This window comes from Aquabacterium sp. NJ1, assembly GCF_000768065.1.
Classification (GTDB): Bacteria; Pseudomonadota; Gammaproteobacteria; order Burkholderiales; family Burkholderiaceae_C; genus Aquabacterium.
In genome coordinates this window covers 1,287,253-1,303,910 of sequence record NZ_JRKM01000001.1, presented here as the reverse complement: position 1 = coordinate 1,303,910, position 16,658 = coordinate 1,287,253, and the positions used below count along the sequence as shown (strand labels likewise).

Below are 16,658 nucleotides of genomic sequence, written 5' to 3'. Positions count from 1 at the left end.
CGTGATCACGTCGGCACCGGCGCCACCGGTGATGCGGTCGTCACCCGGTGTGCCCACGATGGTCTCGCTGCGCGAGCTGCCGTTGATGACGTGGACCAGATTCAGGCCGATCAGCAGCGGGTCGTGGTCAGACGAGCGGTAGGGCGTGGCGGTGTAGTAATCCAGGCCACAAGCGGCGCAGGCGGGTTGCTTGAACTCCAGGTTGTAGTCGATCACGAAGGGCTCGTCGGCATTGACGTGCCATTCGATGGCGCCGGTGACCAGGCTGTTGAAGGCGGAGGTGGCCACGGCGTGGTCGATGGCACCGGCTTCGCCGTCGAACACGTACGAGTAGGGCTGGGCGCTGAAGCGGGCGGCCAGGTCGGTGTAGCCATTGCTGGTCAGCTTGTAGATCGGATCTTCCTGGCTGTAGGCGTTGAAGTCGCCCAGCAGCACGACGCGGGTGTTGCCCGTGCTGGTCTGCAGGTTGGCCACGAAGGTCTGGATGGCTGTGGCTTCGGCCACGCGGGTGGCGTTGAAGCAGCCCTGGCCATCACCCTGGTCCTGATCCGGGTCGAGGTTGGCGGCGGTCGTGGGGCAGCTGCCCTTGGACTTGAAGTGGTTGACCACCACGGCGAACTGCTCACCGTTGAGTGCGGCAAAGGTCTGGGCCACGGAAGGGCGCTTGTGCGCAGGGTCCGTGTCGCTCAGCGAGGCGCCCACGCGACTGACCTTGGCCAGCTTGTAGATGAGGCCCACCTTGATGGCGTCCGAGCCCACGCCGCTGGCCGGGTCCGGCACCACGGCATAGGTGTTGGCGCCCATCACGCTGTTGAGGCCGTCCACCAGGTTCTGCACGGCCGCGGCGTTGTTCTGCAGCTCCATCAGGCCGACGACATCGGCGTTCATGGCCGCGAGCTCGGCAATCAGCTTGGTGCGCTGGCGGGTGAATTCGGCGGCGGAGTCCGCGCCGCGGCAGTCCGCCGTGGTGCCCGAGGGCGCGCAGCCCTGGCCGCTCTGGCCACTGGCCGTGTTGCCGTCGCTGAAGGTGGTGAAGAAGTTCAGCAGGTTGGCGCTGGCAATGCGCAGATTGCCACCCACATCGGCGGGTTGCGCGCTGCGCTGGTTGACGCGCGAGAAGGCCACCGCCGTGGTCGGGTGGATCTTGTAGCTGGCCAGACCGGCATTGCTGCTGGTGCTCAGGCCGTAGTCGATCACGCCGGTGATGCTGTCGATGGTGTCGCCGGCACGCAGGGTGTTGTCGGCGCCGATGTAAGGCGTGGGGTTGGGGTTTTGCAGCGAGCTGCCATCGTCCAGCAGGATCTGGCGCTGGGCACCGTGGATGCCATGTTGATGGCGTCCACGGTGCCGGGGCGGAACTTGTTGGTGGGCTTTTCAAGGCGACCGTTGGCGGCCAGCGTGACCTGGCCATAACGGCCCAGGAAGTAGTTCTGCGAAGCCGTGAGCTGCGTGTTGATCGTCACCAGCATGCCTTCCAGGGCCTCCAGCTGGGCCTCGGTGGCGGGCAGGGTGATGACCGTCGGCGCGATGCTGTTGCCGCTGCTCACCACCGTGATGTTGGTGGGTGAAGCGAGCTCGGTGACAGTGTGGCTGGTCGTCAGCGTGTTGGTGGCCGCGCCCGTGTTGAACTCGGCGACCTTGCCGCTCAGGGTGATGGCCTGGCCCACCGACACGGTCGGGGCCGTGCTGGTGAAAACGAAGAGGCCTTCGGAGGTGCTGGGGTCGCTGTCGGGGTTGGGGTCTTGCAGGAAGAAGCCGTTGTTGTTCACCTTGGTGACCACTCCGCTGGTGCTGACCGTCTGGCCCACGAACGGGCTGGTATTGCCATTGCCCTGGATGCTGTGGATGGGGGTGAGCGTGCCGCCTGAGCCCGTGCCACCGCCCGTGCCGCCACCGCCACCTGAGCCGCTGCAGACGAGCACCGGGGTGGCTGTGTTGCGGGGGGCTGGGGTGCCGGCTGCAAAGTCGCTGGTGTTGACGTTGGTGTCCGTGCAGCCAGCATTGGCACGCAGGATGGCCGTGGTGGTGCTGGGGGCCGGGGCCGCGCCGCTGCCTTCATAGAAGTTGGCCGAGCCATAGCCCACCAGGTCGACGATCTGGGCCAGTTGGGCCGAGGTGCAGACGGTACTGCTGCCGTTGCAGGTCAGGCCAGCGGTGCCGTTGACCAGAGCCAGCTTGCCGCCGGTGGCGCTGATGTTCAGGCTGGCACTGCCTGCGAAATCGATGGTGACCGGCAGGGCTCCGCCCACCGTGCCGGACGTGGTCAGGCTGATCAGGAAATATTGACCAGGCTGCACGGCCACATTGGGCAGTGCCGTCACCGGGTTGCCCGAGAAGTTGCCCGTGCCCGTGGCCGAGGCGTACTGCAGCGAAAGGCCCGACAGGTTGATGGCCGTGCTGCCCGCGTTGAACAGCTCGACGTAGTCGCTCTTGTACGTGGGGCTGCCGCTGGTGGCGCCACCGCCGCCATACACCTGGCTGATCACCAGGCCGTTGCTGGAGGCCAGGGCCGCGCTGCTCAGGGCCAGCAGGGCGGCCAGGCAGACGGGTTTGAACCGACGTGCGGGGGTGACGTGGAACGGCGCGGAAATCAGCTTGGGCAAACGCATGGCAAACCTCGAACATGGAGATGCCTTGCAGTGTGGAAGCCCGCTGTTTCAGGTGCATGGGCCCGATCCGGCCGCAGCGTGGTCCCTTGGGGCCAGGGTTCGTGGCAGTGTCCGTTTCGCGTGAAGCCGGCCGGATGCGCCCTGTGCGAACGCCGGGCTCAGCCTTGTTGCCGGCGTGCGCGTGCGCGGGCGAGCGCGGCCTCGATCACGGCGCGCTTCTTGTCCAGCTCCTGTGGGTCGGTGAGCTTGGAGGCTTCTTCGATGTGGGCCAGCTTGTGTTCGGCCTTGGCTTGCAGGCGCGCATCGTGGTCGGCCTTGGCGCGCACCACCCGGATCTGGTGGAAGGCATAACGCTGGCGAGCCTGGTCGGCGAGTTCCTGCGGCCAGGCGGCCCAGCCTGTGGGTGCGGGTTCGACGTCATGTGCAGGCACCAGCGAGATGCAGTCCACGGGGCACACGGGGATGCACAGCTCGCAGCCAGTGCACTGGCTTTCGATGACCGTGTGCATGTGCTTGTTGGTGCCAATGATGGCGTCCACCGGGCAGGCCTTGATGCACAAGGTACAACCGATGCACCAGGCTTCGTCGATGACGGCCAGCGTGCGCGGGCCCTCCGCACCGTGCGCTTCGCTCAACGGGACTTCGGGCAGGCCCGTCAGTTGGGCCAGTCGTTTCACGCCTTCCGCGCCACCCGGTGGGCACTGGTTGATGCCGGCCTCGCCTTGGGCAATGGCCTGGGCGTAGCCTTCACAATCAGGAAAGCCGCAGCGCGTGCATTGCGTCTGCGGCAGGAGGGCGTTGATGGCGTTGATCTGTCGGGCATCCATGATGGCGCCGGAGTGTACAAGCCCTGCGCCGCACCAGGCGGGCAGGGCTCGGCATCACTTGTTGTGCGACAGGATGAAGGCGCGGATTTCAGGGTAGGCCTGTTCGCGCCAGCGGCGGCCCGAGAAGATGCCGTAGTGGCCCGCGCCAACGACGTCGTAGTGCTTCTGGCGTGTCTTGGGGATGCCGGTGCACAGATCGTGCGCAGCCTTGGTCTGGCCTGCCCCCGAGATGTCGTCCAGCTCGCCTTCCACGGTCAGCAGGGCCGTGGTCTTGATGTCCTGCGGGCGGACCAGTTCGTCCTTGCCTTGCGGGTTGCGGATCTTCCAGGTGCCATTGACCAGGGCGAAGTCCTGGAACACGGTCTTGATGGTGTCCAGGTAATACTCGGCCGGCATGTCCAGCACGGCGTTGTACTCGTCATAAAACTGGCGGTGGGCCTCGGCGCTGTCGCCGTCACCACGCACCAGGTCCAGGAAGTAGTCGTAGTGCGAGTTGGCGTGGCGATCGGGGTTCATGGCCACGAAGCCGGTGTGCTGCAGGAAGCCCGGGTACACGCGGCGCGAAGCACCGGGGTAGTTGGGCGGCACGCGGTAGATCACATTGTTCTCGAACCACTCGAAGCTCTTGTTCATGGCCAGGTTGTTGACGGCCGTGGGCGACTTGCGCGCATCGATGGGGCCGCCCATCATGGTCATGGTGCGCGGGGTGGCTTCACCGCGGCTGGCCATCAGCGAGACGGCTGCGAGCACGGGCACCGTGGGCTGGCACACCGAGATCACGTGTACGCCGGGGCCGACCTTGCGGATGAAGTCCTGCACGTAGTTGACATAGTCGTCCAGGTGGAAGGGGCCTTCTTCCAGCGGCACCATGCGGGCATCGATCCAGTCGGTGATGTAGACCTTGTGGTCCTGCAGCATGGTGCGCACGGTGTCGCGCAGCAGGGTCGAGTGGTGGCCGGACAGCGGCGCCACGATCAGCACGGAGGGCTGGTCGCGCATCTTGTCGAGCAGGGCGGCATCGTCGGTGAAGCGCTTGAAGCGGATCAGCTTGCAAAACGGCTTGTCTTCAACCACTTGTTCCTGGATGACGACGTCCGTGCCGTGCACATTGACCTTGTTGATGCCGAACTCGGGTTTTTCGTATTCCTTGGTCAGACGGTGGACCAGGTCAAAGCCAGCCGATACGCGGTGCGCGGAGGGGATCTGAGCCAGCGGCGACAGCGGGTTGCTGTACAGCTTGGACGCGGCACTGGCGAATTCAGAGAAGGGACTGATCCAGGCGCGGTTGGTTTCGTAGATCTGATAGAGCATGGCAGGGCCTTTGGGTCGGGTACAGCAGTCACATGAAGGTGATCACTCACGTTTTCAACAACATGGTGCAGTGCAGCATAGTGGAGTTTTTCAATATTTGCACTTCTCCTGGACCCGTGAGCAGGTCAACAACAGCACGATTGCTGTGCATTTCAGAGTCTGCTTGTTCGTTAAACGTCGGGTGCAGCCTGTCGCGAGGTGCCCCTACCGAGACAGGGGGATCATCCCCGAGACAAGGGGGGAAATTTTTGATCCGGCTCAGCTTCGTGCGCTAACGTTTACTCACTTTCATTTTCTCATCGTGGAAATGATCTGGTCGATACGAAACACTTAGGGAGTCTCCATATGCACGCACCTCATCTGTTCCAAAACGCCCGGAAAGCGAAGCGCTCTGGCGGGGCCTTGTCCAACGGCCTGATCAAAGGGGTCCTGGGCGGGGCGGTGGCCCTGTCGGCCTCACACGTGCACGCGGCCTGGGATACCTATATCAGGGGCTCGTTCGGGCCCGTGGTGAACTGGCCCTTGATCCCGATTCACGTGGTGTTGCTGCCGGATGGTCGTGTCCTGGGTTATGGCACGGACGGCAAGGGCAACCAGACCGGGCAGTTCACCTACGATGTCTGGGACCCCAGCAAGGGCACGGGCACCGACGCCCACCTGACCCTGCCCAACACCACGGGTACCGACACCTTCTGCAGCGGCCAGATTGTGCTGCCGGCCAGTGGCGCCGTGCTGCTGACGGGTGGCGACAAGACGGTCAACAACGTCCGCAACTATTCGGTCAACGACGTCAACCTGTTTGACTACCGGTCTTCGGCCTTGTACTCGGCCCAGCAGCCCATGAGCTACCTGCGCTGGTATCCCACCGTGCTGACCACGGCGGCCGGCGAAGTGCTGGTGCTGGGCGGGCGCATCGACCCGGACACCCCCGCGCCGACACCGGAGGTCTATACCGAGGGCACGGGCTGGCGCACCTTGTCGTCGGCCATCAGCGACGACGCCTATGGCCTCAAGAACTGGAGCTACCCGCGCGCGTGGCAGGCGCCCAATGGCAAGGTCTTCATTGCCACGAAGTGGGGCGGCACTTACTACCTTGATCCAGCGGGTACCGGCAAGCTCGAGAAGACCGCCCTGACCCTGCCGGTCAGCGACGAATACCTCACGAGCGTGATGTACACACCGGGCAAGATCCTGTCGCTGCGCAAGCTCAACAAGGCCGTGGTGATCGACATCACCGGCGCCACACCCAAGTCGACCAGCGTGGCGGGTGTCGGGCAGGACCGGTTCCATGGCTCGGCCACGGTCATGGCCGATGGCAAGGTGTTCGTGAGTGGTGGCTCCATGGTGAGCAACGTGGCCAATGGTGTGGCCTACACCGCCAAGATCTGGAACCCCGCCAACAACGGCTGGACGACGGCTGCCACGGCCACCAAGATGCGCCTGTACCACTCGGTGTCCTTGTTGCTGCCCGATGCACGCGTGCTGACGGCCGGGGGCGGTGCGCCGGGCCCGGTGACCAACCTCAATGCCGAGATCTACACGCCGCCATACCTGTACCAGCGGGACTGGTCCGGTACGCTGGCGACACGGCCCGTGATCACGTCGGTGCCCGCGACGGCCACCTGGGGGCAATCGATCGCCGTGGCCGCCAATGTGAGCGGCATCAGCAAGGTCACGCTGGTCAAGACGGGCTCAGCCACCCACACGGTGGATTTCGACCAGCGCTTCATGACGCTGAACTACACGGCCTCTGGCCAGAACCTGACCGTGACCATGCCGGCTTCGGCCAATGTGGCGCCACCGGGCTACTACATGCTGTTTGTGTTCAACAGTGCGGGGGTGCCCTCCGTGGCGAAGATCATCAAGCTGATGAACTGATCTTCCCGGCTCCAAAAAAACAAACGCCGCGCGGTGACCTGCGCGGCGTTTTGTTTTTGGGGGGCCGTTTACTTGGCGCGGCGGCGCAGGCTCACGCCCATGACGGCCAGGCTGCAGGCAGTCAGGGCCCAGGTGCTGGGCTCGGGCACGGCCGAGATGTTGTCCACGCCAGCCACGTTGGCGGTGGCGCTCAGGTCAAACGACAGGGCCGTGCCTGAGAAGCTGAAGTTGGCGGCGGTCCAGGTGCTGTAGTCGGCCGTGTTGGCCACCAGGTCAAAGGTGCCCAGCAGGGTGCCCGTGCCGTTGAGGCCCGAATACGCCTTGACGGCACCGACCACGTCAGACGGGGTCGAGTAGAAGAAGGACAGCAGGCCGTCCACGCCGCCGGCCACGTTCATGAAGGCCGTGGTGTTGCTCACGCCATCCAGCTGGGCCATGGCCACGCCCATGGGCGAGGGGGCGTTGCTGTAGTAAGGGTCGAAGGCGGGGTCATTGGACACGCCCAGCACGTTCGTGAACGTCACGCCTTGTGCGGCGTACTGGTTGTCGACGGCTTCGCCGTAGGACCAGTTCTTTTCGAAGTCGATCGTGAAACCGGTGGCAGCAGACGACAGGGCAGGCGCCAGGGCCAGCGCAACGAGGGACAGGGTGGAAGCGAGCTTCATTGTGAACTCCTAAAAATGGTGTGCTCTTGCTTGATGGACAGCAAAGGAAAGCGGTATGGACCGGGGCCAGTCTAGGCAGGCACAACGACAAACATATGACCGCGACCCCACGTGTGCTAGGCCGTTTGCTCTGGCGTCATCCAGCTATCAGGACATGTCTGGTTCTCGGTGGGCAGATCGGCTCATCGGCATCCAAAGCGAGTCACGCCAGGTTCACCGTCGGTCAATAAGCTGCAGCCGTGTCCGGTTCATGCCGGATGCCCAGGCATGCGTATCCGGTGCGGCGCGCCGCGGGTATCGGGCCAGTTTCACATTCATTAGGAGCAGTTCATGCAATTCCGTTTCAGTCCCAATCAGATCGCCCTGGCCGTCGTGGCCGCCTTGGGTGCATCGACATCGGTGGTCGCCCCGACCGTCGCCATCGCCGCCACCAAGGTGCCTGGCACCTACGTTGCGGGTGACTTCCACAATCACACCACTTGCTCGGATGGCGCCATCTCGATGCAGAAGCTGGTCAAGAAGTCCACCGGCAAGGATGCCGGCACCTGGGGCCTCGACTGGTTCGTCCAGGCTGGCCACGGTGGCAATGGCAACCGCAACTGCACGCTGGCAGAAGACGCCTCGCTGGACACGCCTGCCTACCCCTATGTCTCCAACATGGGCCCCACCACCACCTGGGCCAACAGCATCGGCCAGGCCGCCATCAAGGGTGACGGTGGCTTCGGCGCAGCCAGCCCCACCGGCAACATGTGGCGCTGGCAGTCGATCCAGGAGTTCCAGTACCCCCTGGTCGAGTACCTCAGCACTTTGAGCAACGTGCCCCTGTTCATGGGCCTGGAGTCGGTGGTGGCCGGTCACGAGCACACTTCGATGTCCATCATCACGGGCCAGATGCCCGCCAGCCTGGATACGGCCACACTGCCCACCACCGCCGGCTACACCGCGCAGGGCAATGCCAATGCACTGGCCCAGTGGAGCTACTGCTTTGACCGTGGCGACACCGACACCAGCCGTGGCAACTACACCGGCACCACCAACGGCAACAACTGGAACTGCTCGGTGACCGGCAGCCTCAATGCCGCCGACGTGAGCTGGAACGCCACCGCCCAGAAGCTGATGCCTGCCAGCGGCGCCGGCGTGGGCACCAAGGGCCACAACAAGACCCTGGAAGCCCTGAAGTGGATGGTCGAGAACCACCCCAATGGCAGCTACTACGTGCCTGCCCACCTGGAGCGCGCCGGCCCGTTTGATCCCAATGGCAACCAGGGCTTCAACGTCGAGCACCTGCGCAACTTCAACAACACCGCGCCCAACATCGCCTTCGGCTTTGAAACCCAGCCAGGCCACGGCGCCTCTTCCAACCGCGGTGAATACCAGATCCTGCGCAACACCTTCTCCGACGGCAAGAAGTACGACTCGGTTGGCGGCACGACCTACGGCGGCACCGGCGTTTACGGTGCAGTGATCGGTGGTGTGTGGGACGCCCTGCTGGGTGAAGGCCGCAACTTCTGGTTCTTCGCCAGCTCCGACTGGCACAACCGCGGCATCTTCGGCCCGGATGACCGCCGCTCGACCCAGGACTTCCAGCCCGGCGAATACCAGCGCAACTACACCATGGTGCGCAAGGGCGCTGACAAGATCCGCCCGCAAACGGTGGTGAACGGTCTGCGCTCGGGCAACAACTTCGCGTCCAGCGGCCAGCTGATCGACCGCCTGGCGCTGGTCGCCTGCTCGTCGTATGCCGGCCTGGGTGCGCGTACCAACGCGGCTGTTGAGTCGCTGGCCGTGAACGCCGCTGTCAACAACACCGACATCAACGCCACCGGCTGCGCCACCATGGGCGAGAAGCTCGTCGTGCGTCCTGGTGCCGACATCATCGTGTCGGTGGTGGTGCGTGATCCGGCTGGTGCCAACAACTCGCCTTACTCGTTCCCCAACCCGTCGCTGGCTCAGATCGGCGTGAACCAGCCCATCAACATGCCTGTGCTGGACCACATCGACGTGATCCGTGGCATGGTGTCGGGCTACCGCACACCGGGTGCTGCAGACTATTCGGGTGAATGGCCGCGCAACACCAACTGGCTGCACTCGGACGGCTCGACGGCTGACCTGTCGGTGGTGCCTGCCGCCGCCAAGAACACGACGGCCGCCTTGCTCAAGACCTTCAGCGCCGCATCCAGCACGCCCTGGACGCCTTTCACCTCCGGCGTGGATGGCACCAAGTTCCTGAAGATGAGCTTCCGCATCCCGGCGGTGGCGGCTTCTCAGTATGTGCGTCTGCGCGGCACCAACATGCCCGCTGCCGTGCCTTACGAGACCGACGCCAACGGCAACCCACTGTCTGACTTCTTCACGAACGCCCAGGCATCGGCCAACCTGCGCATTCCTTGCACGACCGTGGGCACCAACGTGCCGACCAATGGCGTGAGCTGGACGGCTGCTTCGGGCCTCATCGACGGTTGCCCGGCCCACCTGGCCACGGCACCCGCTGCCATCACCACCGCCAGCGGCCCTGTTGCGGCTGGCCAGAAGATGGTGTCGTACGACGTGGCTGCCTGGGCTGACCTGTGGTTCTACAGCAACCCGATCTACGTTGAAGTGGCGGGCTCGACCCTGGTTGCCGGCGTGAAGTAAACCGGCTGACAGACAAGCGTCTGCCGCTCTCGACAAGACACCGCGTGTTGTACAGCGCGGTGTCTTTTTCATTGTGCTCATACAGGAGATCCGAACATGAATGCCATCACCACCCGTCGCCACATCCTGCGTGCCGGCCTGGCTTTGGGCGCCACGGCGCTCGTTCCGCCGGTGCGTGCATGCGAGTTCTTTGCGTCCACGCTGCGCATCACGCACCCCTGGACCCGTGTCACGCCAGCCGATGCGCGGTTCGCGGTCGTGTGCATGAAGATCGATCAGGTCACGCGAGAAGATCGCCTGATCGGTGTGGTCACCCCCGTGGCCACGGGTGCCGAGATCGGCGGCATCAGCACCGGCCGGGCGCTGGACCTGCTGATCGAGAAGGGCCGGGAGCTTCAGCTGACGGAAGCGGGCGTGCACCTTCGTTTGACCGGGCTGACGCAGCCGCTGCTCATCGGGCGCGCTTATCCCATGCGCCTCATCTTCGAGAAAGGCGGAGTGCTGGAGGCGGAATTGAACGTTGACTACGAAATGTCATAACTGATCCGTACGCTTCACACCCAGGCACCTTGTTGCCTTTCAAGCGTCATCTTCAGAAGTACCTCTATGTCCTCCACGCTGTCCTCCTCCACCCTCGACCGAACGGGCGTGCTGCCCAAGGCCACGGCGGCCCCCCAATGGCTCAGGGAGCCGCTGCTGCACTTCATGCTGCTGGGTGGTTTGCTGTTCGCCGCGGATCACTATCTGGTGACCCGGGCCGACGACCCGCACACGATCATCGTGGGTGCGGCCGTGGATGCCGAGGCGAGGCAGGTGTTCAAGGAGTCTCGCGGCCGCGAGCCCGATGCCAAGGAGCTCGCCGCCTTGCGTCGCGTGTGGCTGGACAACGAGGTGCTGTACCGCGAAGGCCTGGCCCTGCAAGTTGACAAGGGGGACACGGCCATTCGCGAACGCGTGATCTTCAAGGCCCTGAGCGTGGTGGACGCCAACACCAAGCTGCCGCCCGTGAACGACAAGGTGCTGCGCGAGTGGTTCGATTCCCATCGCACCAGCTATGACGAACCCGCACGCTACGACTTCCAGGAGGCCGTACTGGCTGGTGAGAACACCGAGTCGCGCATGCGCGCCCTGGTGGGCACCTTGAACAGCGGTGCATCGGGCGATGCCGAAGCGGGCTTGCGTGTGTTCAAGGGGCGGCCCAAGTCCAACCTGGATCAGAGCTACGGCCCTGAATTCGCCAAAGAGCTGGAACAGGCCGGCAGCAACGAATGGCACGCCATCAAGACCAAGGATGGCTGGCATGCCGTGCGCCTGATGGCTGTCACCCCGCCCAAGCCCGCTGCCTTCGAGGTGGTGCGCCCGCTGGTGTTGCAGGCCTGGACCGACGCCACCATGGCCGAACAACGCAGTGCTGCCGTGGCCAATATGGCCAAGAAGTACAAGATCAAGTTCGAAGAGGCCAGCAAATGAGGGCCTGGCTTCACCGCTTGCTGCTGAGCTTGAGCTGCCTGTTGATTGGCAACGCAGCTTGTGCGCATGAAATGAGCATGGCAGAAATGCAGGTGCGCGAGATGGCGCCAGGTGAATTCATCTGGCAATGGACCGCCACCGAGAAACGCGCCGCCAGTGATGACCTGTCGCCTGTTTGGCCAGAGTCGTGCACGGCGGAGATGAACGTCTTGCATTGCGGCAAGGCGGGCATGCAGGGCACGCTGTCGGTCACCGGGGTAGGCAAGACCTATTCAGCAGCCTTGGTCAAGATGTACTGGCTGGACGGGCAAAGCCGCGTCTACACGCTGACAGCGAGCCAGCCCACGGTGCATCTGTATGGCGCCGCAGATGACCGCCGAGGCATGGGCGAGATTGCCTGGGCTTACACCATGCTGGGTGTCGAGCACATCCTCACCGGTGTCGACCACCTCTTGTTCGTGATCAGCCTGCTGTTCCTGGTGGGCTTCAAGCGCAACCTGCTGTGGACCATCACCGCCTTCACGGCGGCGCACAGCCTGACGCTGGCCTTGAGTGCGCTGGGTTGGCTGGCCTTGCGCTCGCCGCCGGTCGAAGCGTCCATCGCCCTGTCGATCGTGCTGGTGGCTGGCGAGGCCTTGCACCAGCGACAGACCCTGGCGCGTCGGTGGCCTGCGGTGGTCGCCTTCCTGTTCGGTCTGGTGCATGGGCTGGGCTTTGCCGGCGCCTTGAAGGAAATCGGCCTGCCCGAGAACCACATGCTGGTCGCGCTGTTGACCTTCAACGTCGGCGTCGAGATCGGCCAGCTGATGACGGTGGCAGCGGCCTGGGCGCTGTGGCGCGTGGCCTCGCGCTGGTCGCGCGTGGCACAAGCCCGCACGGCCACCTTGTACGGGATCGGGGCGGTGGCCTCGTTCTGGGCCTGGTCGCGTGTGCTGGCCATCTTCGCCTGACAGATGACACAAGGAAGTACCCATCATGGATGAAGTCATCGGCATCTTTCCCACGCCCATCATGCGTGCCCCCCGCGCCCTGCCCAAGAGCCTGGTGGACGGGCTGGTGCAGCACTTCAGCGGCCTGGCCTTGCAGGAGAACAACGCTTCGTCCAACTTGTCGCACACGCAGATGCTCAAGCCGAGCGACAGCCCTTTGCTGATCGAGGCGGCAGCCCTGATCACGCCCAAGCTGGCGGACTTTGGTGCGCAGCTGTTTGGCGAGCGCATGGGCTGGTCCATCAAGGAGATGTGGGTCAATGTGCTGGACCAAGGTGGGCGCCAGTCCATGCACAACCACGCCAACAGCTTCATTTCGGCTGTGGTGTACCTCACGCCCACACATGACTCTTCGCGCACCGTGTTCATGAAGTCACCCGGTGGCACGGACTACTCCTTCAAGAACGACCACGCGGGTGTGGTGACGGGGCCCTTCAATGCCGAGAAATGGATCAGCCCGTCGCCGCAGCCCGGTGACCTGGTCCTGTTCCCGAGTTACCTGATGCACGCCGTGCCGCCCAACGAGGGCGAGCGGCGCATCACCCTGGCCCTCAACGCCATCCCGGTGCGCCTGGATTCGTGGGGCTACGCCGTGCAGTTCAGCGCGTGAAAGCCGATCTGAGCCTGCCCGCCACGGAGCCGGTGGTGCATGAGCACGTGCGCCACCAGGCCGCGCTGCTCCTGATGTTCGCCTCCGGCTTTGCCGGCCTGGGTTACCAGATGGTGTGGACGCAGCAATGTGCCACCTGGCTGGGCCACGAGTCGGCAGCCGTGCTGGCCGTGGTGGCCGCGTTCTTCGGCGGCCTGGCGCTGGGCGCCTTGGGGCTGGGGCCCCGCATCGAGCGCAGCGGCCGGCCTCTACGCTGGTATGTGGCCTGCGAGCTGCTGATCGGCGTGTGGGGCCTGGTCCTCATGGCGGTGATGACGCCATTCAGTGCTGGGGTGCTGGCGTTGACGGGTGTGCAGCCCTCTCCCGCATGGCAATGGCTGGTGGCCTTCAGCGGCACCTTCCTGTTGCTGCTGCCTGCCACGGCCGCCATGGGCGCCACCTTGCCCGCCATGGAGCGCGTGACAGCGGGCTTGCTGGCCGAGCGGCGCTCCATCGCGGGGCACTATGCCAGCAACACCTTCGGGGCCGTCGCAGGCGTGCTGAGTGCCACTTTCTGGTTGATCCCAGCGTGGGGTCTGGCCCGTACGGCGGCCGTGTGCGTGGGGCTCAACCTCTTGTGTGCCGGTGTTGCCTTGCTGGCCTTGCCCCCGCGTGCCTTGGTGCAGACGCGACCGCTGCCGCTGGCCGTGGAGATTCGAGCCAGGCGCGGTCTGCTGGCCCAGCTCGCCCTGACCGGTTTGCTGGGCATTGGCTATGAGGTGCTGGTGGTGCGCGTCATCAGCCAGGTCGCGGAAGACACGGTCTACACGTTCGCCATGCTGCTGGCGGTGTACCTGGTGGGCACGGCTGGTGGTGCCGCTGTCTATCAACGTCGTTTGCTGAAGTCTCAGGATCCGGCTCGACTCGGGGATCGCCTGTTGAGCGCCCTGGCGATGGCCTGCCTGCTGGGCACGATCAGCCTGTGGGGCGCGCAGGCACTGCGTGATCAGGTGATCACGCTGGCAGAGGGCTCCATGGCGGCGGCCGTGGGCGCCGAGGCCGTGCTGGCCTTGCTGGCGTTCGGCTTGCCCACGCTGGTCATGGGCGCCCTGTTCAGCCACCTGACGCATCGGGCCAGTGCGCTGGGCATCAGCTTTGGCCGGGCCATGGGTGTCAACACCCTGGGGGCCGCGCTCGCCCCGCCCCTGTTTGGCGTGGCGCTGGCGCCCTGGCTGGGGCCCAAGGTGGTGTTGCTCCTGCTGGCGTCGGCCTACCTGCTGCTGGGCTCGCGCCAGCTGTGGGCCTCACTATGGGGCTGGGCACCGGCTGGCATGGCTTTGGCCGTGGCGCTGATGGCGCCGCCACTGGTCTTTGTGGATGTGCCACCCGGCGGGCACATCGTCAGCTACCAGGAAGGGGCCATGGCCGCCGTGAGCGTGGTGGAAGACGCTGAAGGCGTGGCCCGCTTGCGCATCAACAATCGCCAGCAGGAAGGCAGCAGCGCCACGCGGCTGGTGGACGCCCGCCAGGCCTTGTTGCCGATCCTCCTGCATCCTGCGCCGCACCGAGCCTTGTTCCTGGGCCTGGGCACGGGTGTGACATCCGGCTCCGCCGCGCAGGACCCCGATCTGCAGGTCGATGTGGTGGAGCTTTTACCCGAGGTGATCGAGGCCTCGCGCCATTTCAGGCGTGTCTTCAACGAGGGTGCACCCGGTCAAGGCCTGCACGTGATGGCCGCTGATGCCAGGCGCTATGTGCGCGTCAGCCCGCAGACCTACGACGTGATCGTGTCCGACAACTTCCAGCCGGCACGCAGCGGCTCAGGCGCCTTGTACACGGTGGAGCACTTCGATTTCGTGCGCCACAGGTTGGCGGCCGATGGCCTGTTCTGCCAGTGGCTGCCGCTGCACCAGCTGGATCTGGACACGCTGCGCAGCATCGTGAAGTCCTTCCTGGCGGTCTACCCGGGCGGCATGGCGATCCTGGCCAGCAACAGCCTGGAAACCCCCGTGATCGGCCTGATCGGACGGGCGAATGGCGGGCACTTTGATCCCGCGCTGTTGCGCCAGCGTCTGGCCCGCGCCCGCATGCCGATCTCGCCGGCGGCCTTTGGCATCGAAGACGAATGGGCCTTGCTGGGCAGCCTGCTGGCAGGGCCCGAGGCCTTGGCCCGTTTTGCCGCTTCGGCGCCGCTCAACACCGATGATCACCCTGTGGTCACCTACCTCGCACCACGCATCACGTATGCACCGGACTCCCTGCCGCGAGACCGCTTGTGGGCTTTGCTTGATGCGCTTGCGGTCACGCCCGAAGAGGTGGCCGGGCAGGGCGTCGAGCCAGACTGGGCCAGGCGCCTGACCGCCTACTGGGCTTCCCGCAAGCGTTTCGTCGAGATCGGCATGCGTGTGCAGCCCACGGGCCGTGTGGAGGAGATGCTGGCGCAGGTGCGCGAACCCCTGTTGTCCGTCTTGCGCGTGAGCCCAGACTTCAGGCCGGCCTACGACCCGCTGGTGCGCATGGCCGGCGCCCTGGCAGCCAGTGACGAGCCGGCCGCACGCGCGTTGTTGACGGCCCTGCTCCGCATCCAGCCATCCAGTCAGGATGCAGCCGAGGCCTTGCGCGAACTCACGGCTTCAACACCATCCGGTCATTAAGCGCGGTGCATAGCCTCTTGTCGGCAGGCACCAGGCCTGCAATCGCCTCGGGGTCTCCGGGCGAGCGCCCGACAATTGGCCTGACAGCGCCGCCACACGTGCCCAGGTGGATGGGTCGAGTGCATCATGCCAGCGCATCAGCGCCTGCAGCACGGCCGGCTGGAGCCACACATCCCAACACTCCTCGGATGGGGTGATGCGCTTCAAGCCTTCGTGCACCGCCTCGCCAAGAAACAACAGGCGCTCACGCGCGATCTCGCTGTTGCAGGCCTGAGCCAGCGTCCGTATCAAGCGGTTCTTGTCGGCATGGCGTGCGCCGTTCACGGTGAGCAGGCGCTGAACCTGCTGTGGTGCCAGGCGAACCGAGCGGCAGGGCAGCGGTGCGCACAAGGGCAGGATGGGGGCCGCGTGGGCTTGCGTCGCATAGGCCGGCCCCAGCATCAACACTGCCAGCCGCAGCCACTCGACGGGGCGCAGGCCGTCTGAATCGGCTGCCTGCTGGGACCTGGCGTAGACCTGCTGAAAGTTCAGCGCGCCCTTGGCCCGGTTGGCCTTGACGCTCATCACCGCCAGGTTGGAGGCGGCGTACGCGGCATCGTTGTTCAAGCGGTCCACCGACCAGTCCGTGTCCTGCAAGCTGCCGTGGGTCAGGGGCTGGCGGGTGATCGGGCAGCGAGGCACATCGATGTCCCGCAACAGCGCGGGCGTCACGTCATCGGCCACGCGACGGCCTCTTCGCCAGGCGCTCAGGCGTAACTGCAGCCATTTGGCCACAAAGCGGTCGGCTCGCTGGCGGCGCTGCCCGGCATGAGCGGCGGCGTCAAAGCCTTCGCGCACGACGGCTGGCCAGCTGGCATGCGGCGCGATCAGGCTCAGCTTGTGAAGGTCATGGCCGAGCGCGCGCCCGGCTTCGTTCATCTCGAAGTCGTTCCAACAAATCATGAGGTGTCCCTTCCTGTTGCCGCTGGCGGATGGCCGCGGCGCAAGGTTGAAGTCGCATGGCCACGCCGCCGGATGGCATCCGGGCGCGTG

Annotated in this window: 12 protein-coding genes and 1 pseudogene; 7 read left to right on the top strand and 6 right to left on the bottom strand. The window is 65.1% G+C overall.

Going from position 1 to position 16,658, the window contains the following annotated elements; genetic code table 11:
- Positions 1 to 27: 27 nt before the first annotated feature.
- The 4 genes and pseudogenes from JY96_RS23820 to JY96_RS05640 all read right to left on the bottom strand — a co-directional run.
- Positions 28 to 1,305 (bottom strand): annotated as a pseudogene (locus tag JY96_RS23820) (ExeM/NucH family extracellular endonuclease); the annotation flags it as partial.
- The gene (locus tag JY96_RS23815) at positions 1,194 to 2,609 is read right to left on the bottom strand and encodes a lamin tail domain-containing protein (RefSeq protein ID WP_235333864.1); all 1,416 of its coding nucleotides are present in this window, start codon (positions 2,607 to 2,609) and stop codon (positions 1,194 to 1,196) included. The gene JY96_RS23815 and the pseudogene JY96_RS23820, both read right to left, overlap by 112 nt.
- A gap of 158 nt (positions 2,610 to 2,767) precedes the next feature.
- A complete protein-coding gene (gene rsxB, locus JY96_RS05645; protein ID WP_035035689.1) occupies positions 2,768 to 3,436 on the bottom strand; it encodes an electron transport complex subunit RsxB in 669 nt (222 codons plus the stop codon).
- Positions 3,437 to 3,490: 54 nt separating this feature from the next.
- A complete protein-coding gene (locus JY96_RS05640) occupies positions 3,491 to 4,747 on the bottom strand; it encodes a polyhydroxyalkanoate depolymerase (RefSeq protein WP_035035687.1) in 1,257 nt (418 codons plus the stop codon).
- A 345-nt stretch (positions 4,748 to 5,092) separates the two neighbouring features.
- Here JY96_RS05640 and JY96_RS05630 point away from each other — a divergent pair, with 345 nt between their 5' ends.
- Positions 5,093 to 6,625 carry a galactose oxidase early set domain-containing protein gene (locus JY96_RS05630; protein WP_052162176.1) on the top strand — a complete coding sequence of 511 codons (1,533 nt, stop codon included), beginning with the start codon at positions 5,093 to 5,095 and terminating at the stop codon, positions 6,623 to 6,625.
- A gap of 68 nt (positions 6,626 to 6,693) precedes the next feature.
- Here the strand turns inward: JY96_RS05630 and JY96_RS05625 are convergent, their stop codons facing one another.
- The gene (locus JY96_RS05625; protein ID WP_035035682.1) at positions 6,694 to 7,290 is read right to left on the bottom strand and encodes a PEP-CTERM sorting domain-containing protein; all 597 of its coding nucleotides are present in this window, start codon (positions 7,288 to 7,290) and stop codon (positions 6,694 to 6,696) included.
- 330 nt (positions 7,291 to 7,620) lie between these two features.
- On the opposite strand from JY96_RS05625, the gene JY96_RS05620 reads away from it, so the two are divergent.
- The 6 genes from JY96_RS05620 to JY96_RS05595 all read left to right on the top strand — a co-directional run bounded on the left by JY96_RS05620 (position 7,621) and on the right by JY96_RS05595 (position 15,626).
- The gene (locus tag JY96_RS05620; RefSeq protein WP_035035678.1) at positions 7,621 to 9,924 is read left to right on the top strand and encodes a hypothetical protein; all 2,304 of its coding nucleotides are present in this window, start codon (positions 7,621 to 7,623) and stop codon (positions 9,922 to 9,924) included.
- A 96-nt stretch (positions 9,925 to 10,020) separates the two neighbouring features.
- Complete coding sequence (locus tag JY96_RS21985; protein ID WP_052162175.1) at positions 10,021 to 10,464, top strand: copper chaperone PCu(A)C; 444 nt, start codon at positions 10,021 to 10,023, stop codon at positions 10,462 to 10,464.
- A 66-nt stretch (positions 10,465 to 10,530) separates the two neighbouring features.
- A complete protein-coding gene (locus JY96_RS05610) occupies positions 10,531 to 11,394 on the top strand; it encodes a peptidyl-prolyl cis-trans isomerase (RefSeq protein WP_081961063.1) in 864 nt (287 codons plus the stop codon).
- Positions 11,395 to 11,471: 77 nt separating this feature from the next.
- Positions 11,472 to 12,344 carry a HupE/UreJ family protein gene (locus JY96_RS05605; protein WP_235333863.1) on the top strand — a complete coding sequence of 291 codons (873 nt, stop codon included), beginning with the start codon at positions 11,472 to 11,474 and terminating at the stop codon, positions 12,342 to 12,344.
- A gap of 25 nt (positions 12,345 to 12,369) precedes the next feature.
- Positions 12,370 to 12,993: a TIGR02466 family protein gene (locus JY96_RS05600; RefSeq protein ID WP_035035674.1), complete on the top strand. Its 624-nt coding sequence runs from the start codon at positions 12,370 to 12,372 to the stop codon at positions 12,991 to 12,993.
- Positions 12,990 to 15,626: a fused MFS/spermidine synthase gene (locus JY96_RS05595; RefSeq protein ID WP_235333862.1), complete on the top strand. Its 2,637-nt coding sequence runs from the start codon at positions 12,990 to 12,992 to the stop codon at positions 15,624 to 15,626. The genes JY96_RS05600 and JY96_RS05595 overlap by 4 nt, the downstream gene beginning before the upstream one ends.
- Here JY96_RS05595 and JY96_RS05590 read toward each other — a convergent pair.
- Positions 15,606 to 16,568 (bottom strand): hypothetical protein, encoded by a 963-nt coding sequence (locus JY96_RS05590; RefSeq protein ID WP_152606367.1) that lies wholly within the window; start codon positions 16,566 to 16,568, stop codon positions 15,606 to 15,608. The genes JY96_RS05595 and JY96_RS05590 overlap by 21 nt on opposite strands.
- Positions 16,569 to 16,658 lie beyond the last annotated feature (90 nt).